Consider the following 19,314-nt stretch of genomic DNA (forward strand, 5'->3'; position numbering starts at 1 on the left):
TTCATGAAAGGACTAAGAAATGGCCACCTTAATGAGTATTCCTGGCTATCGCCGCTTAGTCGGAACAATGGCGTTCAACCAAACTGGTTATGCAATGGCTTCAGTAATAGTTCCACTATTGATTTTTGACATAAGCAAAAACGCCACACTGGCAGGATCAGTATCAGCTTTTGGAACAGGTTCGCTTATTCTTTTGAGCCTGTTTGCCGGTGCATTAACAGATAAGTTTCATCCCTCAGTAGTGCTAAAACGAGTTACTCTCGCTCAAACGATCATTTGGATCAGCATTGCTCTCATGCTCTCCTTTAGTGTTCTTCCGTTACTCCCCATAGTTTTATGCATCGTTCTCGCTTCCGCGCTCTCTGCATTCGACGCACCAAGCGAACAAAGTCTCATCAAGCAGATGGTCCCTACAAGCGATCTAGGTACAGCAAATGCTATCGCGCATGGACGTGAATCCACTGCGGAAGTTTTCGGCGGACCGAGCGCCGGACTTCTTTACGGTTTAAACCCCCACTTAGCTCTTTTTGTCCAGGGAGCATTCCATGCCATCGCCTGCGCTCTCGTTCCTCGAAAGCCTAATTCAGCGTCAGCAAATCAGTTACCCGAAGAACACGACACAAATGTTTCTGTTCTAAAGTCCTCGACTGATGGGTTCCGTTTTGTATTTAGCCACACAGGGCTGCGCGCAATCACTCTCGTGGCAGCCGTTGCCAACATTCCAATGTCAGCTTTTATCTTGGTACTGATTTTTTCATACCGCGCTACAGGAGAATCTGCATTCATTATCGGTTTGATTTCAGCATCTTTTGGATCCGGTGTCATCGTAGGTTCTTTTTTGGCCAGCAAGCTAGCAGAGGTTGTACCACTAGGAAAACTTGGCACTATAGCTTTACTTACCTTCACAATAAGCCTTATTGTGCTTACCACACTACATAGCAATACGGTCGCCACCATCATTGCTTTGTTTATCGCGGGTCTACCCCTAGCGTCTTTTAATACTGCAATTGGGGCTTTTACTGCCGCCATTACCCCTGACTACCGAATGGGCGCAGTAACCACAGCTTCTACCATTCCTGGAATATTTCTCATGCCATTCGGAGCATTTCTCGCTGGCTTTGGATTTGAGCACTGGGGAGCTTCAACAACACTCGGACTCATTTCAACAATCGCGCTCATTGCCACCATGATGACGCTAACCTCAGCGGTTCGCGGAATACCATTGCTATCTCAACTCGACGAAGTTCAATCCTGATAGTTCCACTCTGCACTGTAATGCTCTTAAAATAAGGATTACCCCATAGAACGATTAAGCCAAATAACTTTCGACGACATATACCTCATCTCCCCGTCCAGTTGGAATGATTGAAACACCGTAATGCTCCCAGACCTAATCAAAATTCAGGACTTCCAGAAAGAGAACTCTGGGCGGCTGGTGAGCGACGGTTTCAAGGAGCCCGACCCCGGAAAGTAGACACCGTGGGGTGAACAAAATGTAGGTGTAAGCCTATCAGACCTTAAGCGGCTTGGGACTCGAACTCATCGGGAGTTTTATACCCGCACCAAGTGTGCCGACGGCACGTGTTGTAGCGCACGCACCACCGGAAGACGTCTCGGCGGCAGATCAGTTGATTGGCGAATGTCTTCGCATCTTTGAGGACCTCCCGTATCAGAGCCGCGTTGAACGACTCAGCCAGCGAATTATCCGCGCTGGTTCCCACCGCGCCCATCGACTGGGTAACGCCCAAGCGCTTGCATGTTGCCTGGAACTGCGACGAGGTATACACGCTTCCATGATCCGAGTGGAAAACCGCACCATCAAGACCTCCACGCAGATGGGAAGCGTTTTCGAGGGCTTCTTCTACCAGTTCGCAACGCACGTGATCTGCGATAGCAAAGCCGACAAGTTTGCGGGAAAAACAATCAATCACTGTTGCCAAGTACATGTTCGTTCCGTCTGCGATCGGCAGATACGTAATATGGACCTGACCCCTGTTTGGTAGACACCTGATATCCAGCCCGGTTGGGTTGGGAAGAAAGGTAATCTACCACCATGCCTAGGTACTCCGAACAGTTCAAACGTGATGCTGTGGCCCTCTACGAAAACAATGAGGACCTCTCACTTCACGCGGCTTCAGCAGAGCTTGGTGTCAATCGATCCTCACTTTATTCCTGGCTTAAGCAGTACGGCACCGGCAAACGCGCCCGCACGAAGACCCTGCGTGACAACGCCCAGGCGACGACTGATTCTGAACGGATCCGCCAGCTAGAAAAAGAAGTCTCTAAGCTTCGTGAAGAACGTGACATCCTGCGTAAGGCCGCGAAGTATTTTGCCGAAGAGACACGCTGGTAATCCGCTTCCAGTTTGTCTATGACTACCGAACCGAATACTCGGTCAAGCGGATGTGCCACGTGTTAAAGCTCAATCGCTCCTCGTTCTACAAATGGGTCAACACCCGCGAAAAACGCAGGTTAAAGACGTGTTCCGATGCCCTTCTTGGTGCGAGAATCAAGACTATCTTCGATGATGAGCACGGGCTTTATGGTGCTAAACGCATCGCTGCAAGCCTCAACGACGATACGGACTTTCCTCCGATCAATCACAAGAAGGTCGCACGCATCATGAAATCCATGGGGCTGAAAGGCTTTAGTAAACGGCGTCGGTGCATCACCACCAGGCGCAAGCCTGGACGTCGAGTCATGCCAGATTTAGTAGGCCGCAAATTCACAGCTGACAGGCCGAACCACGTCTATGTAGGCGACATTACGTACCTGCCGTGTAAGGGCGGCAAGAACATGTACCTGGCCACGGTCATCGACGTCTACTCGCGCAAACTCGTCGGCCATGCACTAGCCGATCACATGCGGGTATCGCTGGTTATCGAAGCTTTATCTCATGCCAGAAAAGTCCGCGGAAGCCTTAAAGGGGCAGTTTTCCATTCCGATCATGGCAGTGTGTACACCTCACAAGCATTTAGAGAGCACTGCGCTGTACTTGGTGTTCGCCAATCCATGGGAGCAGTGGGTACAAGTGCCGATAATGCCCTGGCAGAATCGTTTAACGCCAGTCTCAAGCGTGAAGTTCTGCGTGATCGGAAAGTGTTTGACAATCCCATCATCTGCCGCCAAGAAGTCTTCCGATGGTGCATGCGCTACAACACGCGCAGACGGCACTCCTGGTGCAATCTTCTAGCCCCCGATGCCTTCGAAGCACTCACATCAGCTACACTGACTCAAGCAGCATAGCTAACCCCCGACGTGTCTACTTTCCGGGGGTCAGGCCCTATCGCCAACAAGCACACGATTTGCAGCGCAGGCTGTGAAGTCACGGTTGACCAAGTCTGCAAACACGCGCCGGCCTTTGTCGCGCACAGTGGTCTAGACCCTGCGCTTCTTTTGAAATCCGAACAGGTTCTGGGCCCGCATCAAACGTGCCACCTTTTTGCGATTGATCCGCTTGGCAGGGGTTGTAGCACCGTCGCGACGTGTGGGGTCGTTGAGTTCGGCGGTGATGCGACGAGCGCCCCACACGCCGTTTTCAGCGTCGAAAATGGTCTGGATCTCCGCGGCCACCACAGCGTCATCTAAAAGGCGCGCACGGCGCCGCGGAGCCGAGTTCTTCCACTTGTAATACGAAGACCGATTTAAGCCCAGGACTGTGCACATCCGCTTGACCGAGTAGTCGGGGATATGGTCACAAGTGAACTGGAAGCGGATCACCAGGTCGTCTCTTTAAGCAAAATACTTCGCGGCCTTGCGCAGAATATCGCGCTCTTCACGAAGCCGCTGGCTTTCGCGCTCTCGCCGACGGATTCTTTCCGTATCAGCCAGCTTTTCTGTGGGCGACGCTGCATCATCATCCTCGGCGACGTTGGTGCCGAATTGCTAGTACCAATACCCCAAAATCGAGCGATTGGTTCCGATAATCTTCTCCACTCATCCAGAACCATACGAAGCATAGGACCGTATCAAACGTCTTTAACAAAGCGGTGACTCACGATAAGAGTTATCTGGCGCATTGCGCTCGCAGTCCACCGGGATAACGGCTATCCCGGTAAACTAGGATATCAATCTACCAAGATAAACCTTATCCCCAATGCCCCAAGCGCATGAGAGGAGTCAGCTGTGGCAAAAACAGTCGAATTGGAATGGATCCCCGCTGATGGCAGCGGTCTTTCTCGACGCGCCAAACAAGGAGGTAAGTATCACGCTTTCGTTCCCGATCCACTTGCAGGCATGTCGTTGAAGCTTCCGTCCGAGCTCTCGCGACGTATCGTTCGCATCGAGCGGGAGATTCACAATCTTGGGATGAGAGACAATACCCATTCCCTTGAAGGCGTTGCGCGACTCCTGCTCCGTTCTGAGGCCGTCGCTTCCTCCCGGATCGAGGGAATCGCTCCTAACTCCGACAAAGTGGCCATGGCGATCCTCGCGCGTGAATCAGATTCCGGAATTCGGGGTTTCAAAGAATCCGCAACAGCTGTCGCCCGCAATGTCGCCATCCTCGACACCATCAATGCAGACTTGGCTTACAAAGACGAGCTAGTCCTGGATGACATTGTTGCAATGCAGACAGCGCTCGTTGCAGAAAAGCCTTTACAAGGAGTACGTACTACTCAAAACTGGATTGGCGGGTCTGACTATCACCCCATCGATGCAGCTTTTGTTCCCCCGCCTCCCGTGCAAGTCCCAGAACTCCTCGATGATCTCATTGAATACTTCAACGGGGCAGACCACGCCGCGCTCGTTCAAGCAGCGCTCGTTCATGCACAGTTCGAGACCATCCACCCATTCCCGGATGGGAATGGGCGCGTGGGACGAGCCATGATTCACGCACTTTTGCAGCGCAGAGGGCTCACCGATGCTGCGGTTCTCCCTGTCAGTATGGTGCTGGCAACGCTCGGTGACCGTTACGTCGACGGACTCACGAAATTCCGCGAGGGTGACGTGCTGGCATGGATCTCTTTCTTCGTCGAGGCTGCACAAGTCGCCACCACCAAAGCAGCTGAACTTGCGGATAGCGTCGCCGCCCTAGAAGCAGAATGGATGGACAAGGTCAATCACCACCGCACTGCGCAAGGAAGCAAGCGCGCATTGAAATCGAATTCGACGGAGTTCCAACTGCTCAAGAAGCTTCCTGCCATGCCTTTGGTCACGGTGCCCATTGTGAAGTCCGAGCTGGGGATTTCATCGACAAGCACGGCCCGAGACGCGCTCGATTCACTCACCGAGGCTGGCATTCTGCGTAAGAAAGTCATCGGTGCGGGCGGGCTTCTCGGTTATTTCGCTGACGATGTTTTCATGTTGGTCGACGATGCTGAACGCCAACTCGCTTCGACGCAGTTTAATACTCGGCTTTCACCTCCGACCGGCCGAGCAGTTCCAGCCCTTCGCAATAAATAAGCAGTAATCAATAGTGGTCACCTACTTCGTTTCCTTACATAAGGCAAAGCGTCGTGCTGATGCGACGCTGCAGGAGGGGGCATCGGAAAGCTCAAAAGAGACCGTCACTAAAAGTGACGGTCTCATCATGACGCAGGTTAGGTGCCCTTGACGTTGAGGATCTGGCGCAGGGTGTGCTTGACCTCAACGAGCTGGGCGGCATCAGCCATCACGCGGTCGATGTCCTTGTAGGCGTCCGGAATCTCATCGACGAACTCGGCGCCGGGACGATAGACGATGCCTTCCATGCGTGCGGCAAGATCCGCCTCGGTGAAGCGGGCCTTGGCCTGGGTGCGCGACATGACGCGACCCGCGCCGTGCGGCGCAGACTTGAGGCCCGGCGGGTAGCCCTTGCCTTCCACGACGTAGCTAGTGGTGCCCATCGAGCCGGGGATGAGGCCGCGGTCGCCTTCGTCCGCCTTGATGGCGCCCTTACGCGTGAGCCACACATTTTTGCCGTAGTGGCTCTCACGTTGGGTGTAGTTGTGGTGGCAGTTGATGCGCTCGAACTCGAGGGTCTCCCGGTCTGCGCCGGCCCAGGTGGCGACGCAGTCGAGGAAACGGTCCATCATCTCATCGCGGTTGAGCAGCGCAAAGTGCTGTGCCCAGTGGAGATCCGCAATGTAGGAGTCGAACTCTTCCGTGCCCTCGACGAGGTAGGCCAGGTCCTTGTCCGCGAGCTGGATCCAGTGCTTCTCGCAGTGACGCTGCGCGGCCTCGATGTGCTCCTGTGCGATCTTGTTGCCCACGCCGCGCGAGCCAGAATGCAGGAACAGCCAGACGCGGTCCTCTTCGTCGAGGCAGAGCTCAATGAAGTGGTTACCGCCGCCCAAGCTGCCCAGCTGCTGACGCCAGTTTTTGGAGTGGCCGAGATCCACGCCAGTGTCCTGGGCCAGCTGCGAGAGCTCGCGCGTGCGGGCCTCGGTGCGCGGGTCCATGATCCAACCGTTGTAGTTTCCGGGCGAGAGCGGAATGGAGTCTTCGACCGCGGTGCGCAGGTCCTCGAGAGCGAAGTCCTGGATGTCCGCGTGGGTGAGCCCCGTGCGCACGGCAATCATGCCGCAGCCGATATCCACGCCGACGGCCGCCGGGATGACGGCGCGCAGCGTGCCGAAGACAGTGCCGACCGAGGAGCCCTTGCCAAAGTGGGCATCAGGCATGAGCGCCACATGTGGGTAGACGAAGGGCAGGTCAGCGACGAGTTGTGCCTGCGCCACCGTCTTGTCTTCAACAATGGAGGCGAAGTTGTGCAGGCGCATAAGAGAGCCTTTCTCTGCGTTTGCGTAACGCAGTTCGTGAGAAAGGGCCTGCTTGGGCGGCTGACTTATAAGTTGTGCGCGCGGGTCGCGCGGCTGGCACCAACGTCCGGGATAAGCAGGGCCGCTTTCCCGGGAAATGGTCAAGTCAGCCTGTTAGAAGAGTTGCTTAAAGAGGCGTCCTAGCGGCTGATTGTTATGGGTCATCATCGCGGTTCGCCTCCTTTATGCTTTCTTGTTCTTCTTCTTTCGGGCTGTTAGTGCTGCGTGTGAGCCTACACGATCTACGCGATTTCTACATGCGATTGATGATGCAAGGAAATTCACCCAGCCACGAAAACTTGACACCGTCCATTCAACCGCATTCACTGCCTGCTCATTTGTTCGTCCGTCTGGCGGGGTGTCGTGCGCCGTGACAAGCTTCGTTTAATCGTTCAGCCCGCCTCGCCCTAGTCGAGAGTGGGCTGGATCTTTATCTGGGTTATGCAGCAAGAGTGCACTGGGCAAGGCCGACGTCGTGGTCGCCGGCGGCATCGACGAGCGCTTCATCTCCCGCGCCAACGACCCGAACGAGTCCGAGCTGCACTCCCTGCTGTGGCCAGCGATTGGCCGCGATGAGGATCAGCCGATGTTTGTCATCTCCCAGAAGACGCTCACCGGCCACTCCAAGGCGGGTGCCGCGCTCTTCCAGACCGGCGGCATCATCGACGTCTTCCGCACGCACCGCATCCCGGCGAACGTGTCCCTGGACTGCGTCGACCCGCTCATCGCTCCGAAGGCGCCGAACCTGGTGTGGCTGCGCTCCCCGCTGGACCTCGCTGCGGCAGGCCACAGCGTGAAGGCCGCGGCACTGACCTCGCTTGGCTTCGGCCATGTCAGCGCGCTCATCGTCTACGCTCACCCAGGTGTGTTCGAGCAGGCTGTGTCCCAGCAACGCGGGGCGGATGCCGCCGCCCAGTGGCGTGAGCGCGCCGAGCAGCGCCTGCGTGCTGGCCGCGCCCACTTCGAGGCCGGCATGCTGGGCCGCGCCCCACTCTTCGAGGTCATCGAAGGCCGCCGCCTTCCGGCACAGGACGCCAAGGCCGCCGAGATTGCCATGCTTCTCGACGACACCGTGCGCCTCACCGATGACGACACCTACCCCTCCGCCTAAGGCGCTAGCCCCCTAACAGCAAGCCCTTAGAACAAGCCGAGGACCTCCGCTCAGAAGCGGGCCTCCTCGGCTTCTTTTCTGTCTGCACCCTTCGCCTCGTGATAGCTTTTCGCATAAGGCACCGCTTACTTAATTGCGAGACTTCTACGAACCAGAGGACGAAGCATGGATATTGAAAAATTCCTCATAACAGCTGTCGGCTCACTCAGCGTCATTTCCCTTGCCGGTTGGCTCATCGCTGATTACGAGTGGTCAACCAGGGCCACGACGGTTATGGGGTTTGGATTCCTAGTCTCAGCACTGATTAATAAGCGCGGGCAAGAAAAGGCCGCTGGCCACCGCCAGGTTTCGGAAGAATCTGCGCAGTGACAGCGTGCCGGCCACGCAGCGCGGAAGGTACGCCTTCCCTCGGCCTTGCAACTACCCTATCTGCCAAACTTAGCGCCGATCCATGCAACGCGGGAGCAAGGTTTTGGCATCTAGGAGCGTTCCCCGGCTAGCCGCTTTCCCAGGTCCAGTAGCCATGCGGCGATTATTATCGGAGCTCATCGGACGCTCCCTTGAAAGAAGCTACTCATGACCCAACCTCCGTATCCGCCGCACACCCCGCCTCCGGGCCCCAGTCAGCAGGGGCCACGACAGCACGGCAGCCCACAGCAAAACCCCTATGCCAACCAGCCCTTCCCTCCACAGGGACCTCCTTATGGCAGCCCTGGTGGCGGTTACGGGGCTGCCCATCTCCAGCCAGAGCCGCCGAAGAAAAAGTCCGTCGTTGGAATCATCGCCACGGCGCTCGCCGTACTGGGAACAATCATCGCCTGCATCCCCGGCATCTACGTCGCAGGCTGGATCATTCTCCTCGTAGCTCTTATTACCGGCGCCGTCTCACTTTTCCTCAGCAACCAGTCAACTGCGTGGGGAGCAGTCGCCCTGATCATCACTGTGGTGGGCAGCTTGATCGCCTCGGTCGTCTTTTTCTTCTTCATGGCCGCAAAATTCATCGGGTCGCTTCCGGACACTACGCAAACACCCGGAATATCAAGTTCTGTCGTGGGCACGACGGTGCGCCCCTGGGATGAGGAGGAGACGCTGGACAGCACGGGCTCCCCCACCCCAACAGCAACGGAATACTACGAAAGCGTTCCTGATGAGAACGGAAACCAAGTCATTGAAGAAGGCACGCCCGGTTCTCGTTCTAACCCGCTACCGCTCAACACGACGCTGAAAGGACCGGAATGGCACGTGGATGTCAGCAACCTCAACTTTGATGGCACGGACGAAGTCATGGCCGCGGACCCTTCCTACAAGCAGCCAGACGACGGGAAGAAATACCTGGTCTTTGATTTGACCTTGACGTACGTGGGCAACGAGACCGACGCCGGCTCGGAAATGGCGTTCCTGTACTTCGGCCCGGGCGAGGAATCGAATGGGCAGCCCCTCATGTGGGATGTCAATGGGTTTATCGACGTAGACACTCCCTTCCAGCCGCAAGAGAAACGTACCGGCCGAGTGGCTGTCAGCGTGCCGGAGAACGGCGCGGAAGACGGCACGTTCGGCATCGTCGTGCCGGGCACCGAGATTCCCTTCCACCTCGCTTTGAAGTAGAGCTACATCCCTGCCGTCTCGTCCTGTGCCTGCCGCGCGTTATCTGAAATCTCACGCGCTCTCTGTTCCAAGCTTTCTTGGGCGCGGGCCTGGGCTTGGGAGGAGCTATCAGAGCGCGGCGGGGCTTGGATAAAACGCTCCGAGTGTAGCCCCAGTTGCAGTTCCTTGGCGCGCAACACCTCAGCATCAATTTTGATGCCGACGATGAGCACGGTGTTCATCAACCACATGTCCATGAATACCGCCATGACGGTGCTCAGCGCACCATAGGCGCTGGCCGCAGCGAAGTACTTCAGGTAAAGGCCTACCAGCCCCCAGGACACTACTGTGCCCACGAGCGCCACCACGGAGCCATAGGTAATCCACCTAAAGCGCCCGGGCCGCACGTTGGGGCCGAAGTGATAGAGCACCGCGATGAGCGTGAGCACCACAACCACGGTGACGGGAAAGCGCAGCCAGTTCCACACCGGGAGGAAGATTCGCACCAAGTACGTGGCGGCATCTTCTAGTCCTACGTTGCGCGCAAGCGGAATCAGCCCCTCATTAAGAACTGCATCACGCAGTAAGTTGGCAAAGAGCACGATGACCGCGCCGACCACGATGACCGCTGTCAGCCCCCACATCAGCGCCCACGTGCGGATGATGCCCCGGCCCTCCACCCGGCCGTACACGGTATTGGCAGTGCGCGAGAAGGCCCGCACATACGCCGACGCTGAAAACAGCGAAATGGCCAGGGAAATGATCAGTGCCAACGTCCCCTGCGCGCTAGAGCCGATGATCGTGCCGACGACCGTATGGGCTTGCTCAGAAAGCGAGCCAGGGACGTACCGTTCGATGAGCTCTGAGGTCAGCTGCTCCACTTCCGCTTGGCGGGAGGAGAAGATGAGCGTGGCAATGGAGTAGGCGGCCAGCACCGTGGGCGCAAAAGCCATGAGCGTGAAGTAGGTCATTCCGGCGGCACGGTCCATGAAGGCATCGTGGAAAAAGTCATTCCACGTGCGGCGGATGATCAGTCCCCAGCTCTCCTTGCGGAGCCGGTTGTCCCTGGAGAAAGGGTCGCGCTCCTCATCGTGGCCCTGGACTTCAAGGATGGTCGAGCTCTTAAACGGCACGATGGTCTCTGGGTCTTCAGCCGGAATAGCGTTGCCACTAATTTCCTCTTCGCTCATATCTGACCAGCGTATGCGGCACAGCCCGCATTCAGGGGAAGGACACTCAGGCCACAGGCTAAGCCGTGGTTACACTGGGAAAGCATGACTGAGAAGAACACCGAGAACAAGATCAACGTAAAGTCCTTCGAGCTCGACCACCGGCTTGTCGACGCCCCCTATATCCGCGTCGCCGACCGCACCGACCTGGGCGGCGGAGTCGAGATTATCAAGTACGACCTGCGCTTCTGCCAGCCCAACAAGGAACACCTCGGCACCGAGGCAATCCACTCGGTGGAGCACATGATGGCCAACTTCATGCGCAACTACACCGACAAGCTCATTGGTTTTGCCCCGATGGGCTGCCGCACCGGCTTCTACGCCATCACCAACGGCATGGAGCAGGACGAGCTGCTCCGCGCCGTCGAGGGCGCACTCAATGACATCCTCAACGCCACCGAGGTTCCCGCCGCCAACGAGGTACAGTGCGGCTGGGGCGCCCACCACTCACTCGAGGGCGCACAGGAGGCCGCACGCGATTTCCTCGCGGCCAAGGATGAGTGGCTCAACGTCATAGCCTAGCCACCCAAGTCCTTCTTAAATACTCACACCCAACCAGATAGGCTCTGGCTCCAGCGTCACCCCGAAGGCCTTCTGAACCCCGGCGCGAATCTCGCGGGCCAGCGCAACGATGTCATCTGCGGTGGCCTCACCGCGGTTGGTCAGCGCCAGGGTGTGCTTGGTGGACAGGGTTGCCTTCGCACCTGACTCTTCACCCGGGTAGCCCTTGGCAAAGCCGGCTCGCTCGATGAGCCAGGCGGCGGAGAGCTTTTCCTTTCCTTCTCCAGATGCGGTGCCGCTTGTCGGCACCGCATGGCGCGGCATGCGGTCCGCATCCTCATCGCCACGGGAAGCGCGGACGGTTTCCTGGATGGAATCAGCAAGCTGCGGTTCCACGATAGGGTTGGTAAAGAAGGAGCCGGCTGACCAGGTGTCATGGTCCTGTGGGTCGAGCACCATTCCCTTGCTGCGGCGCAGCTTTAGTACTTCTTCGCGGACTTCGGCAACAGGGCGGCGCTCACCGGGGTTCTGGGTGAGCTGGCCAAAGCGCAGGGGCTTGGACAGTCCATCGGTGGTCAGCTGCAGTTCGATGGCCAGCACCACTCCACGTCCGGTGAACTTCAGGTTGGAGTAGCGATAGGCCAGCTCTAATTCTTCCGCCGGTACCCACTTCGCCGTGCGGGTAGCGCGCTCATAAAGGTAGACCTGCGTGAGGACGTCGGAGGTCTCAGCGCCGTATGCGCCCACGTTCTGCACCGGCACGGCGCCGGCATTGCCCGGGATGCCGGAGAGGCACTCAATGCCGCCAAGACCGCACTCCACGGTCAGGGCCACGACGTCATCCCACACCGCGCCCGCATCAGCGCGCACGAGGCCGTTGGCCACGGTGACGTCGATGTCCTCGAAGTCGAGCACCACGACCACAACATCCAGCTGGCTATCCGCCACCACGAGGTTGGAGCCGCCGCCGACGACGAGGTAGTCCTGGGAGGCGTCGTCAAGCGCGGCCAAAGCTGCAATCGCTGCCTGTGCGCTGTCGCAGCGCACCGTCACCAGCGGTGCACCACCGATGCGCAGCGTCGTGAGATCGGCGAAGGTGGTCTCGGAATCCAGAGTGACTCCGTCAATGTCAGCGAGGGTCAGGAATTTATCTAGCACGTCTACAAAGGTAGTCTGTAACTCATGTCAACCCGTAGCGAAAACACCGTTATCATCAACCAGCCCATCGATAAGGTGCACAAGGCACTGACCACTCGGGAGTACTGGGACTTCATCGTGGCCAAGCTGTCCCCGGAACCGGGTACCGTGCACGAGTTCACCGGCAACACCGCTGTGCTCTACGAAATTCTTCCGACCTCCCTCCTCCCGGAGGCTGTTCGCGCCATGGTCTCCCAGGACCTGAAGGAAAAGCGCACCGTGACCATCGGCGAGGTTGTCGATGATCAGATGTCCGTCTCCTTCACCGCTGACGTCAAGGGCACCCCGGTCGACTTCAAGGGTGACATCACCTACAAGTCCCAGGATGAGACCACCGTTCTGGACTATGTCTCCGAGGTTTCCGTCAACATTCCGATGATGGGCGCTGCCATCGAACCGAAGGTCGCTGAAGCTCTGCAGGAGCTCTACACCAACGAGGGCAAGCTCACCGACGAGTGGATCTCCAACAACCTCTAAACAACTCCCTACACCACAGTTGTTGCCATGGCCGATCACGCGCATAACCTGAAGGCTCAGGAAAGCGCTGGTCGGCCTTTTGGCGTTGTTACCCGCGGCACCACAAACCCCAACCGCCTGCGCCGCTGCGATCGGTGGATGGTGGCGCACCCGGAAATCTCTTCGCTGCTGCGCTCCACGAGTAAGCCGCTGGCTCTCGACGTCGGCTACGGTGCCTCCCACACCACCACCGTGGAGTGGGCTGGCTGGCTGCGCAGCGTTAACCCGCAAACCCGGGTAACGGGCCTAGAGATTTCCCCCGAGCGCGTCCTGCCGCCGCGCGATGGCGTCACCTTTGAGCTCGGCGGCTTCGAGCTTGCCGGCTACCGCCCGCAGCTAGTGCGCGCCTTCAACGTGCTGCGCCAGTATGACGTTGACCAAGTAGAGAAAGCCTGGAACACGGTGACCTCGCGTCTTGCTCCGGGCGGCTTCTTCGTGGAGGGAACCTGCGATGAGCTAGGGCGCAGGGCGGCCTGGGTGCTTCTCAGCGCCGCCGGTCCACGCACGCTGACCCTCGCCTGGGATCCCTTCGACGTTGCGCGCCCCAGCGATATCGCGGAGCGCCTGCCCAAAATCCTCATCCACCGCAACGTGCCGGGTGAACCAATCCATGAGCTCTTGCAGGCGGCCGACGCCGCCTGGGACCGCGCCGCCGGCTGGTCTCCTTATGGTCCGCGGGTGCGCTGGCGCATGGCCCGCGAAGAACTCCGGCAGACAGTCCCCATCCACCCGGTGAACCGCCGCCTGCGGGACAACGTGCTCACAGTGGATTGGGACTTGGTAGTTGGCCAACTTTAAGCCAGTGCGCCACACTAGTAGTCATGGCTTCTAAATCTCCCGCCTCAACGGCCTGGAAAATTTTCATCGGCGTACTGGTGACGCTCCTGCTCATCATCTTGCTTGCTGAGCTTGGCCTACGCTGGTTCTTGGGCTCGCAGATGAAGAGCGAATTCACCCAGTCCGCCAAGGAGCAGGGCGTGGAGACCTCCGAAGAACCGGAGGTGAGCTTCGGTGCCAGCCCCATGGTCTTTGGTTTGCTCAACGGCAAGATTCCGCAGATGGATATGAAGACCCCGTCCACGCTGAAGATTGAGGGCACCACCATCACCGGCCAACCGGCCGCTGATGTCCACGTCGAAGACATGACGCTGTCCAAGGAACCGGTCGCGGGCACCCTGCGGGCCTCGACCACCGTCCCGGATCAATTCCTGCTTGCCAGCTTCCAGAAGGCCATTGCTGACCAATCTGGCTATGACGCCTTGGGCAACCTCGTGGTCACCGCGATTACCGCCAACGATGCCGAGGATGACCTCGACGTGGAATTTGCCGGTGGCCTGGCCACGCTCTCGCTCAAGCCGGAGGCTCGCGATGGCAAACTCGCCATCGATGCGAAGGAAGCATCGCTCTTCGGCTTCGACCTGCCCGAGCAGGCGACCTCCGCGATCTCGAATGCCTTGGCCGAAGGCATGGAGGAACAGCTCGCGGGCCAGCAGCTGACCTTTGAATCCGTGGATGTTGGGGCTGGGGAACTGACGCTCACCCTCATTGGCCACGACGTTCCAATGAGCGAACTCGATTCCGCCACCGCGCCAGCACAGCAGGCACCGGCTAATTAAGAATTAAAGGCTCTCTATGGAGAGCTGCGTATCCAGGGCTTCGTCGTCTGAAACGACGGAGCCCGTTTCAATGAGGCACTGATAGCCCGCTTGCTCGGCAGCACGCGCATACTCCGGCAACGGCAAAGCCGGACGCTCAGGAAGAATGAGCCCCAAGCGCACGGGCAGCGGGCAGGCTTCGCGGAGGGTGACGAGCTCGGAGAGGAGCGAGGTGGCATCCCCGAGCAGCGCATCCACCGCAACCCACACCTCGGCGGCACCTGATTGCACGGCCAGCCGCGCCTCCGCTGCCTTCACCAAGGAGTGGTGGCGGCCGGTGGGATAACCGGCAACAGCAATAACGTGCTCGGCGCCCTCAGCGGCAAGCACGTGGTGCGGGGAGACCAGCACTCGCTGTTGCCCCGCCGACTGGGTTCGCACCTCCTCCACGGAGGCCTCAAGCAGATTCAGCATTAGTAGGAATAATCGCCGTTGATGATGGCCTTGAGCTGCGGGCGCACGTCAAACCAATACACGCCGGTGATGATGGCACCAATCCAGCTGACAAAAGGCAGCGGCAGGTTCATCAACAGGGCGGAGCCGAAGAGCAGGCCGACCCATACCCACTTGTTCTGGCGGTCACCGGCGCGGAAGGCATCCTCCCGCGTCATCGCCGCTAGGACGGCACCAAAGAGGGCGAAGAGAGATACCGCGATGAAAATGTAGTGCGGTATCGACGCAATAATGTTAAGAAAAGTGTGCATCAAGAAAGACTAACTAGTTCTCGTCAACTACTTCGCCGTCAATGACATCGTCATTCGGCTTCTGTGCGTAGGGGTTGCGCGGGCTCTGCGGCTCTTGCGGCTGCTGGGCATGCTTGCCCTCCGCGCGCTGCTCCTTGGCGTTGTTGATAGCGCCCTGAACACCCTCACGGGTCTCGTTGAAGGCCGTGGTGAAATCCTCACGGGCCTTTTCAAAAGACTCCGAGTTGCGGGTCTCGCGCGCTGCGGAGGACACAGACTCCCCAATGTTCTTGGCCGTGGAGGTCACGCGGTCAAAGAAGGACTCTTCCTTCGCGGTGCCATCACCCATGCCCGCCTCATCGGCGGCGCGGGCAATGCGATCCGCCTGCGCGCTCTGGGCTTGGTTCTGGCGCTCCTCCTTGAAACGGCCACCAAAATCCTTGGCCACATCAAAAGCAGAGGAACCGGCATTCTTGATTGAGTCAAATACGGACATGGTCGTCACTCCTTGTTAGACGCCAAAAAGCAGATGATTAACAGTGTAGATAACCAACCCCGCCAGCGCACCCACAACCGTGCCGTTGAGGCGGATGAACTGCAGGTCCTTGCCCACCATGAGCTCGATATTCTCGGAAGCCTCCTGGGCATCCCAGCGCTTAATGGTCTCCGGAATAATCGCGATGATCTCCGGGGCGAATTTCTCCACCGCGTAGCGCGCGGCCTTGTCCACCAGCTCGTTGGCCTGGGCCAGGAACTCGGAATCCTCCAGCAGGCGGTGCGCCAATTCCTTCACCTTGGCGGTGATCTTCTGGCGCAGGAAGGACTCTGGGTCGGTGAGCTGTTCAATGAGCGTGGAGGAGACCGTCGCCCACATCGCCGCCGGCGCCTTCTGCGCCTGATCGGAGGCCAGCATCTCCTGCTTGATGCCTTCGATGCGCCCGCGCATGTCCTCATCCCACTGCAGGTCCGAAGCCAGCTTGGACAGGTTGCGGCGAATGGCCAGGCGGGCTTCGTGGTTGCCGTTGCGGCGGACCTCATCGGCGAATTCCACAAGCTCGGCGTAGACCTTCTCCCCCACCATCTCGCGGGCAAAGCGCGGCGCCCAGCCGGGCATGCGCTCATCAATGGCGGTGACCACCGTGGATTCCATGCCGAGGATCTTGCCGTGCGCCCACTCAATGAGGTCATCTTCCAGCGGCCGCGCCTTGCCTTCCGCGATATAGCCCTCCAGCAGGCGCCCCAGCGGCGGGCCCCACTCCGGCTCTGCCAGACGGTCCATGACCTGGGTGCGGATGAACTGCTCTGCCTCCGCCGGGTCTAGGTCTGCGACCACGCTGGCTGCGCGCTCACCAATCCACGCGGAGACCTCCTCCGCCCGCCCAGGCTCCACGCCCTGGCGCGCCAGCCACAGCGGTATCTCCGCCTCCCGCACCTTGGCGCTGAGTGCATCCGCGGTGAGGAAGTTCTCCTCCACGAAGTCCTTGAGCGCATCACCCACGCGGTCCTTGTTGTTGGGGATGAGCGCGGTGTGCGGGATGGGCAGCCCCATGGGGCGGCGGAACAGCGCGGTCACCGCGAACCAGTCCGCCAGTCCACCGACCATTCCTGCCTCCGCTGCCGCGCGCACGTAGCCCACCCAGACGGGAGCCCCGCTTGCCGACGCCTGCCACCACGAGCACCCCAAAAAGATCACCGCCGCACCAATCAGGAAGGACAGCGCAATCGCCTTCCAGCGGCGCAGGTCCGCCCGGCGCGCCTCCTGGTTTCCTGGCTGCGGCACAAACGACGTCTGCGCCGCCGACGTTTCCCGAGCCGGCTCAAGCCCTGCGTCTGCGCGGTGCGTCATGGGTTGGTTCTCCTTGGGTCTGCGTAATGATGGGGAATAGTGAATCCATTAATCAACATTAGTGGGCGTACCGGACACATTCGATTGCCACCAACACTAAGATCGACTCCTAGCTTTATGAACGCCAGCCTGCCGAGGGCCCGTTTGTGGTTCCGTAGATGAACCGTCCGGCATCCAACGCCTGCTGATCAAAGAAACCGAACCTAGCCGCCAGCACGCCTTTCGCCTTCTGGTGGTTACGGGAAGTGGCGGTCATGAACACCACACCCGCTATCAACTCGGCGAGCTTCTCCAGTGTCACCCAGTTGGATGATTCCTCGGTGTGGTCGTTGTCGATGTCCATCACGACACAGTCCGAGGAAATGAAGCTCGCAGACGAGCGCCGGTCGTTGGTGTAGGTGGCGGCGACGTGATCCAACCTGGCCACCTGCTCCAGCCCGGCTTGGTCGGTGATCTGGTGGTGGTTCGGGATGTCCATCTGGTGAGCCCAGTCGATCTCGGCGCGCTGAATCGCTTTCAGGGCCCGGTAGCAGGTCGGGTCAGGGTATCCTTCGACGTTCTTCTTCGGTATTCCGATATCAAGAAGCGCAGTGGTGGTCATCTGGCGTCCTCGCCTTCACGCTCGACCACCGGCAGCAGGCCACGGATGTTCTTCAACAGGTCATAGATGAACAGGCGGCCTTTCTGCGTCCAGTACATGTGGGTGCAGGTCTTGCCCTCGTCGTACTCGTACGTCTTGGACTGGGTGTAACCCTTCTCAGTAAACTTGGCGTAGAGGAACCAACGCCCGGGCTGGTGAAACTGCACCTGCTCCCCGCGCAGAATCTGGTTGAGCTTCTTCGCCGACAGGCCGTAGTCCTTGGCGATCTCGGTGGTGGTGATCAGCGACGGCGACGCCAGCACCACGTCGTAATAGGACACCTTCGCTGGTAAACCTGACCTGCTGGATGCCACCAGCCGTTTCAAGGGGGTAGTGATTAACGACCCCCTGCAATGACGCGCCAGGGCATCTTTCGTGTTGGCGTAGCCGAGGGCGGTCGCCACGTCCCAGCCGCAGAACAGGACCTGTCCGCCCGAGGTGATGGTTCGGATCGTACCGATGGCTCCATGTCCCGTGCTCTTGCCTCGGCGTCATCAACCAGGTAACCTCGTAGTCAACATGACCGGTTCCGCTGCCCGCCTCAATGGGAGTCCAGGGCCGGTCTTCGTTTTTGTATCAAACAGGGGTGTGCGTGGAGCAGGTGAAGCAGTTCAAGACCTACGGTGAACAGGTCGAATTGCTTCGTCAGCGTGGGATGCGAGTGGATGATCCCAAGCATGCTGAGACGCTGCTGGCTCAATTGAACTACTACCGCTTGTCCGGATACTGGTACCCGATGCGCCGTTTCTCCCAAGACGACGGCACTGCCCGAGATGAATTCGTTGAGGGAGCATCGTTTGACCTGGTGGTAGCCCTCTATGGGTTTGACGAACAATTGCGCCACAGCGTGTTCATCGAGCTTGATCGCGTGGAGTTGGCTATTCGAACCAAGCTCGGTCACGAGCTGGGTCGCCTTGACCCGCTGATCTATTTGGATCCCCAGCGTTTGAGCGCCCGGGCACGGCAGCGAAACAAAGACGGGCGTAGCGTGCACGAGGTGTGGCTGAGAAAGTACCAGTCGGCATTGAAAGCGTCGAAGGAGGACTTCGTCGCCCACCACAAATCCAAATATGGCGGGACTCTACCCATCTGGGCGGCTGTCGCAATCATGGATTGGGGGATGCTGTCGTACCTGTACGGCATGTCACCCAATATCGTGCGCAAACGGATTGCCGAGCCCTGCGGCCTAACTGGTCCTCAGCTTGAATCATGGCTGAAATCCTTGAATATTCTGCGTAATTACGCAGCTCATCATGCAAGGATGTTCAACCGTGTTTACGACATCAAACCGAAACTGAACAATGACGTCAGGCTGGCTCCGGTAGCTGAAGGAATGAATCGCGTGTTCGGGCAGCTCTCCCTTATCCAATACTTGCAGCGCCAACTGGAATTGTCTCCAGCCGACCGGCTACCGAAGCTGTTCCACACCTACCCGCACAATCCCATCGTGCCGTTTTCTCGCACAGGAGCACCTGACAGCTGGGGGGACCTGACCCCTGTTTGGTAGACACCTGATATCCAGCCCGGTTGGGTTGGGAAGAAAGGTAATCTACCACCATGCCTAGGTACTCCGAACAGTTCAAACGTGATGCTGTGGCCCTCTACGAAAACA

The 19,314-nt window shown here is 58.6% G+C and carries 20 protein-coding genes and 2 pseudogenes; 11 read left to right on the forward strand and 11 right to left on the reverse strand.

From position 1 onward, the window contains the following. Window positions 1-19 precede the first annotated feature (19 nt). Window positions 20-1,255, forward strand: coding sequence for an MFS transporter (locus HWX44_RS07930; protein WP_175974065.1), 1,236 nt, complete (start codon window positions 20-22; stop codon window positions 1,253-1,255). Window positions 1,256-1,517: 262 nt separating this feature from the next. Here HWX44_RS07930 and HWX44_RS07935 read toward each other — a convergent pair. Beyond that, window positions 1,518-2,042: pseudogene (locus HWX44_RS07935) on the reverse strand (transposase); the annotation flags it as partial. Between the two features lie 11 nt (window positions 2,043-2,053). Between HWX44_RS07935 and HWX44_RS07940 the strand changes: the two are divergent. Beyond that, window positions 2,054-3,246, forward strand: a protein-coding gene (locus HWX44_RS07940; protein WP_175973892.1) for an IS3 family transposase whose coding sequence is annotated in 2 segments (ribosomal slippage) — window positions 2,054-2,336 and window positions 2,336-3,246 — 1,194 coding nt in all. Because the reading frame shifts where the segments join, the coding sequence is not laid out codon by codon here. A 132-nt stretch (window positions 3,247-3,378) separates the two neighbouring features. On the opposite strand, the gene HWX44_RS07945 is transcribed toward HWX44_RS07940, so the two are convergent. Beyond that, window positions 3,379-3,720: an IS3 family transposase gene (locus HWX44_RS07945; protein ID WP_005531138.1), complete on the reverse strand. Its 342-nt coding sequence runs from the start codon at window positions 3,718-3,720 to the stop codon at window positions 3,379-3,381. A gap of 405 nt (window positions 3,721-4,125) precedes the next feature. On the opposite strand from HWX44_RS07945, the gene HWX44_RS07950 reads away from it, so the two are divergent. Further along, complete coding sequence (locus HWX44_RS07950) at window positions 4,126-5,403, forward strand: Fic family protein (protein ID WP_175974067.1); 1,278 nt, start codon at window positions 4,126-4,128, stop codon at window positions 5,401-5,403. 137 nt (window positions 5,404-5,540) lie between these two features. On the opposite strand, the gene HWX44_RS07955 is transcribed toward HWX44_RS07950, so the two are convergent. Continuing rightward, the gene (locus HWX44_RS07955; RefSeq protein WP_046647825.1) at window positions 5,541-6,701 is read right to left on the reverse strand and encodes an RtcB family protein; all 1,161 of its coding nucleotides are present in this window, start codon (window positions 6,699-6,701) and stop codon (window positions 5,541-5,543) included. 547 nt (window positions 6,702-7,248) lie between these two features. Here HWX44_RS07955 and HWX44_RS07960 point away from each other — a divergent pair. The 3 genes and pseudogenes from HWX44_RS07960 to HWX44_RS07970 all read left to right on the forward strand — a co-directional run. Then, window positions 7,249-7,851 (forward strand): annotated as a pseudogene (locus HWX44_RS07960) (hypothetical protein); the annotation flags it as partial. Between the two features lie 165 nt (window positions 7,852-8,016). Further along, entirely contained in the window at window positions 8,017-8,220 is a 204-nt protein-coding gene (locus HWX44_RS07965; protein ID WP_046647827.1) for a hypothetical protein, read from the forward strand. Window positions 8,221-8,427: 207 nt separating this feature from the next. Further along, window positions 8,428-9,456, forward strand: coding sequence for a hypothetical protein (locus HWX44_RS07970; protein ID WP_070754809.1), 1,029 nt, complete (start codon window positions 8,428-8,430; stop codon window positions 9,454-9,456). A gap of 2 nt (window positions 9,457-9,458) precedes the next feature. On the opposite strand, the gene HWX44_RS07975 is transcribed toward HWX44_RS07970, so the two are convergent. After that, a complete protein-coding gene (locus tag HWX44_RS07975) occupies window positions 9,459-10,625 on the reverse strand; it encodes a YihY/virulence factor BrkB family protein (RefSeq protein ID WP_254868142.1) in 1,167 nt (388 codons plus the stop codon). Window positions 10,626-10,709: 84 nt separating this feature from the next. On the opposite strand from HWX44_RS07975, the gene HWX44_RS07980 reads away from it, so the two are divergent. Continuing rightward, on the forward strand, window positions 10,710-11,186 hold the full coding sequence (locus HWX44_RS07980) for an S-ribosylhomocysteine lyase (RefSeq protein ID WP_175974069.1): 477 nt from the start codon (window positions 10,710-10,712) through the stop codon (window positions 11,184-11,186). 15 nt (window positions 11,187-11,201) lie between these two features. On the opposite strand, the gene HWX44_RS07985 is transcribed toward HWX44_RS07980, so the two are convergent. After that, a complete protein-coding gene (locus HWX44_RS07985) occupies window positions 11,202-12,323 on the reverse strand; it encodes a UDP-N-acetylmuramate dehydrogenase (RefSeq protein ID WP_175974071.1) in 1,122 nt (373 codons plus the stop codon). Window positions 12,324-12,347: 24 nt separating this feature from the next. Here HWX44_RS07985 and HWX44_RS07990 point away from each other — a divergent pair, with 24 nt between their 5' ends. From HWX44_RS07990 to HWX44_RS08000, 3 genes are read left to right on the forward strand one after another with little or no spacing between them, the layout of a single operon-like run. Further along, entirely contained in the window at window positions 12,348-12,839 is a 492-nt protein-coding gene (locus HWX44_RS07990) for a DUF2505 domain-containing protein (protein ID WP_175974072.1), read from the forward strand. A 27-nt stretch (window positions 12,840-12,866) separates the two neighbouring features. Beyond that, window positions 12,867-13,676, forward strand: a complete 810-nt coding sequence (locus tag HWX44_RS07995) for an SAM-dependent methyltransferase (RefSeq protein ID WP_102234661.1) — start codon at window positions 12,867-12,869, stop codon at window positions 13,674-13,676. Window positions 13,677-13,699: 23 nt separating this feature from the next. After that, window positions 13,700-14,494: an LmeA family phospholipid-binding protein gene (locus tag HWX44_RS08000; protein WP_175974074.1), complete on the forward strand. Its 795-nt coding sequence runs from the start codon at window positions 13,700-13,702 to the stop codon at window positions 14,492-14,494. 3 nt (window positions 14,495-14,497) lie between these two features. Here HWX44_RS08000 and HWX44_RS08005 read toward each other — a convergent pair whose 3' ends face one another. The 6 genes from HWX44_RS08005 to HWX44_RS13300 all read right to left on the reverse strand — a co-directional run bounded on the left by HWX44_RS08005 (window position 14,498) and on the right by HWX44_RS13300 (window position 17,983). Beyond that, entirely contained in the window at window positions 14,498-14,947 is a 450-nt protein-coding gene (locus tag HWX44_RS08005) for a deoxyribose-phosphate aldolase (protein WP_049154441.1), read from the reverse strand. Continuing rightward, a complete protein-coding gene (locus HWX44_RS08010) occupies window positions 14,947-15,237 on the reverse strand; it encodes a DUF2516 family protein (RefSeq protein ID WP_049154440.1) in 291 nt (96 codons plus the stop codon). The genes HWX44_RS08005 and HWX44_RS08010 overlap by 1 nt, the downstream gene beginning before the upstream one ends. A 13-nt stretch (window positions 15,238-15,250) precedes the next feature. Continuing rightward, window positions 15,251-15,712 (reverse strand): CGLAU_01105 family protein, encoded by a 462-nt coding sequence (locus tag HWX44_RS08015; protein ID WP_049154438.1) that lies wholly within the window; start codon window positions 15,710-15,712, stop codon window positions 15,251-15,253. A gap of 15 nt (window positions 15,713-15,727) precedes the next feature. Continuing rightward, on the reverse strand, window positions 15,728-17,062 hold the full coding sequence (locus tag HWX44_RS08020) for a DUF445 domain-containing protein (protein ID WP_049154436.1): 1,335 nt from the start codon (window positions 17,060-17,062) through the stop codon (window positions 15,728-15,730). A gap of 115 nt (window positions 17,063-17,177) precedes the next feature. Beyond that, window positions 17,178-17,663, reverse strand: coding sequence for a hypothetical protein (locus tag HWX44_RS08025; protein WP_049154434.1), 486 nt, complete (start codon window positions 17,661-17,663; stop codon window positions 17,178-17,180). Further along, window positions 17,660-17,983: a phage antirepressor KilAC domain-containing protein gene (locus tag HWX44_RS13300; RefSeq protein WP_232761147.1), complete on the reverse strand. Its 324-nt coding sequence runs from the start codon at window positions 17,981-17,983 to the stop codon at window positions 17,660-17,662. The genes HWX44_RS08025 and HWX44_RS13300 overlap by 4 nt, the downstream gene beginning before the upstream one ends. A gap of 311 nt (window positions 17,984-18,294) precedes the next feature. Here HWX44_RS13300 and HWX44_RS08040 point away from each other — a divergent pair, with 311 nt between their 5' ends. Then, on the forward strand, window positions 18,295-19,209 hold the full coding sequence (locus HWX44_RS08040) for an Abi family protein (protein WP_175974076.1): 915 nt from the start codon (window positions 18,295-18,297) through the stop codon (window positions 19,207-19,209). Window positions 19,210-19,314: the final 105 nt, after the last annotated feature.

The sequence above is a fragment of the Corynebacterium sp. Marseille-Q2823 genome (assembly GCF_903645345.1).
Lineage (GTDB): Bacteria > Actinomycetota > Actinomycetes > Mycobacteriales > Mycobacteriaceae > Corynebacterium > Corynebacterium hiratae.

Coding starts and splice junctions, on each gene's coding strand:
- HWX44_RS07970 (WP_070754809.1), top strand. CDS start 8,428: ATGACCCAACCTCCGTATCCGCCGCACACCCCGCCTCCGGGCCCCAGT.
- HWX44_RS07955 (WP_046647825.1), bottom strand. CDS start 6,701: ATGCGCCTGCACAACTTCGCCTCCATTGTTGAAGACAAGACGGTGGCG.
- HWX44_RS08015 (WP_049154438.1), bottom strand. CDS start 15,712: ATGTCCGTATTTGACTCAATCAAGAATGCCGGTTCCTCTGCTTTTGAT.
- HWX44_RS07995 (WP_102234661.1), top strand. CDS start 12,867: ATGGCCGATCACGCGCATAACCTGAAGGCTCAGGAAAGCGCTGGTCGG.
- HWX44_RS07980 (WP_175974069.1), top strand. CDS start 10,710: ATGACTGAGAAGAACACCGAGAACAAGATCAACGTAAAGTCCTTCGAG.
- HWX44_RS08010 (WP_049154440.1), bottom strand. CDS start 15,237: ATGCACACTTTTCTTAACATTATTGCGTCGATACCGCACTACATTTTC.
- HWX44_RS07990 (WP_175974072.1), top strand. CDS start 12,348: ATGTCAACCCGTAGCGAAAACACCGTTATCATCAACCAGCCCATCGAT.
- HWX44_RS07930 (WP_175974065.1), top strand. CDS start 20: ATGGCCACCTTAATGAGTATTCCTGGCTATCGCCGCTTAGTCGGAACA.
- HWX44_RS08025 (WP_049154434.1), bottom strand. CDS start 17,663: ATGACCACCACTGCGCTTCTTGATATCGGAATACCGAAGAAGAACGTC.
- HWX44_RS07975 (WP_254868142.1), bottom strand. CDS start 10,625: ATGAGCGAAGAGGAAATTAGTGGCAACGCTATTCCGGCTGAAGACCCA.
- HWX44_RS08000 (WP_175974074.1), top strand. CDS start 13,700: ATGGCTTCTAAATCTCCCGCCTCAACGGCCTGGAAAATTTTCATCGGC.
- HWX44_RS08020 (WP_049154436.1), bottom strand. CDS start 17,062: ATGACGCACCGCGCAGACGCAGGGCTTGAGCCGGCTCGGGAAACGTCG.
- HWX44_RS08005 (WP_049154441.1), bottom strand. CDS start 14,947: ATGCTGAATCTGCTTGAGGCCTCCGTGGAGGAGGTGCGAACCCAGTCG.
- HWX44_RS07965 (WP_046647827.1), top strand. CDS start 8,017: ATGGATATTGAAAAATTCCTCATAACAGCTGTCGGCTCACTCAGCGTC.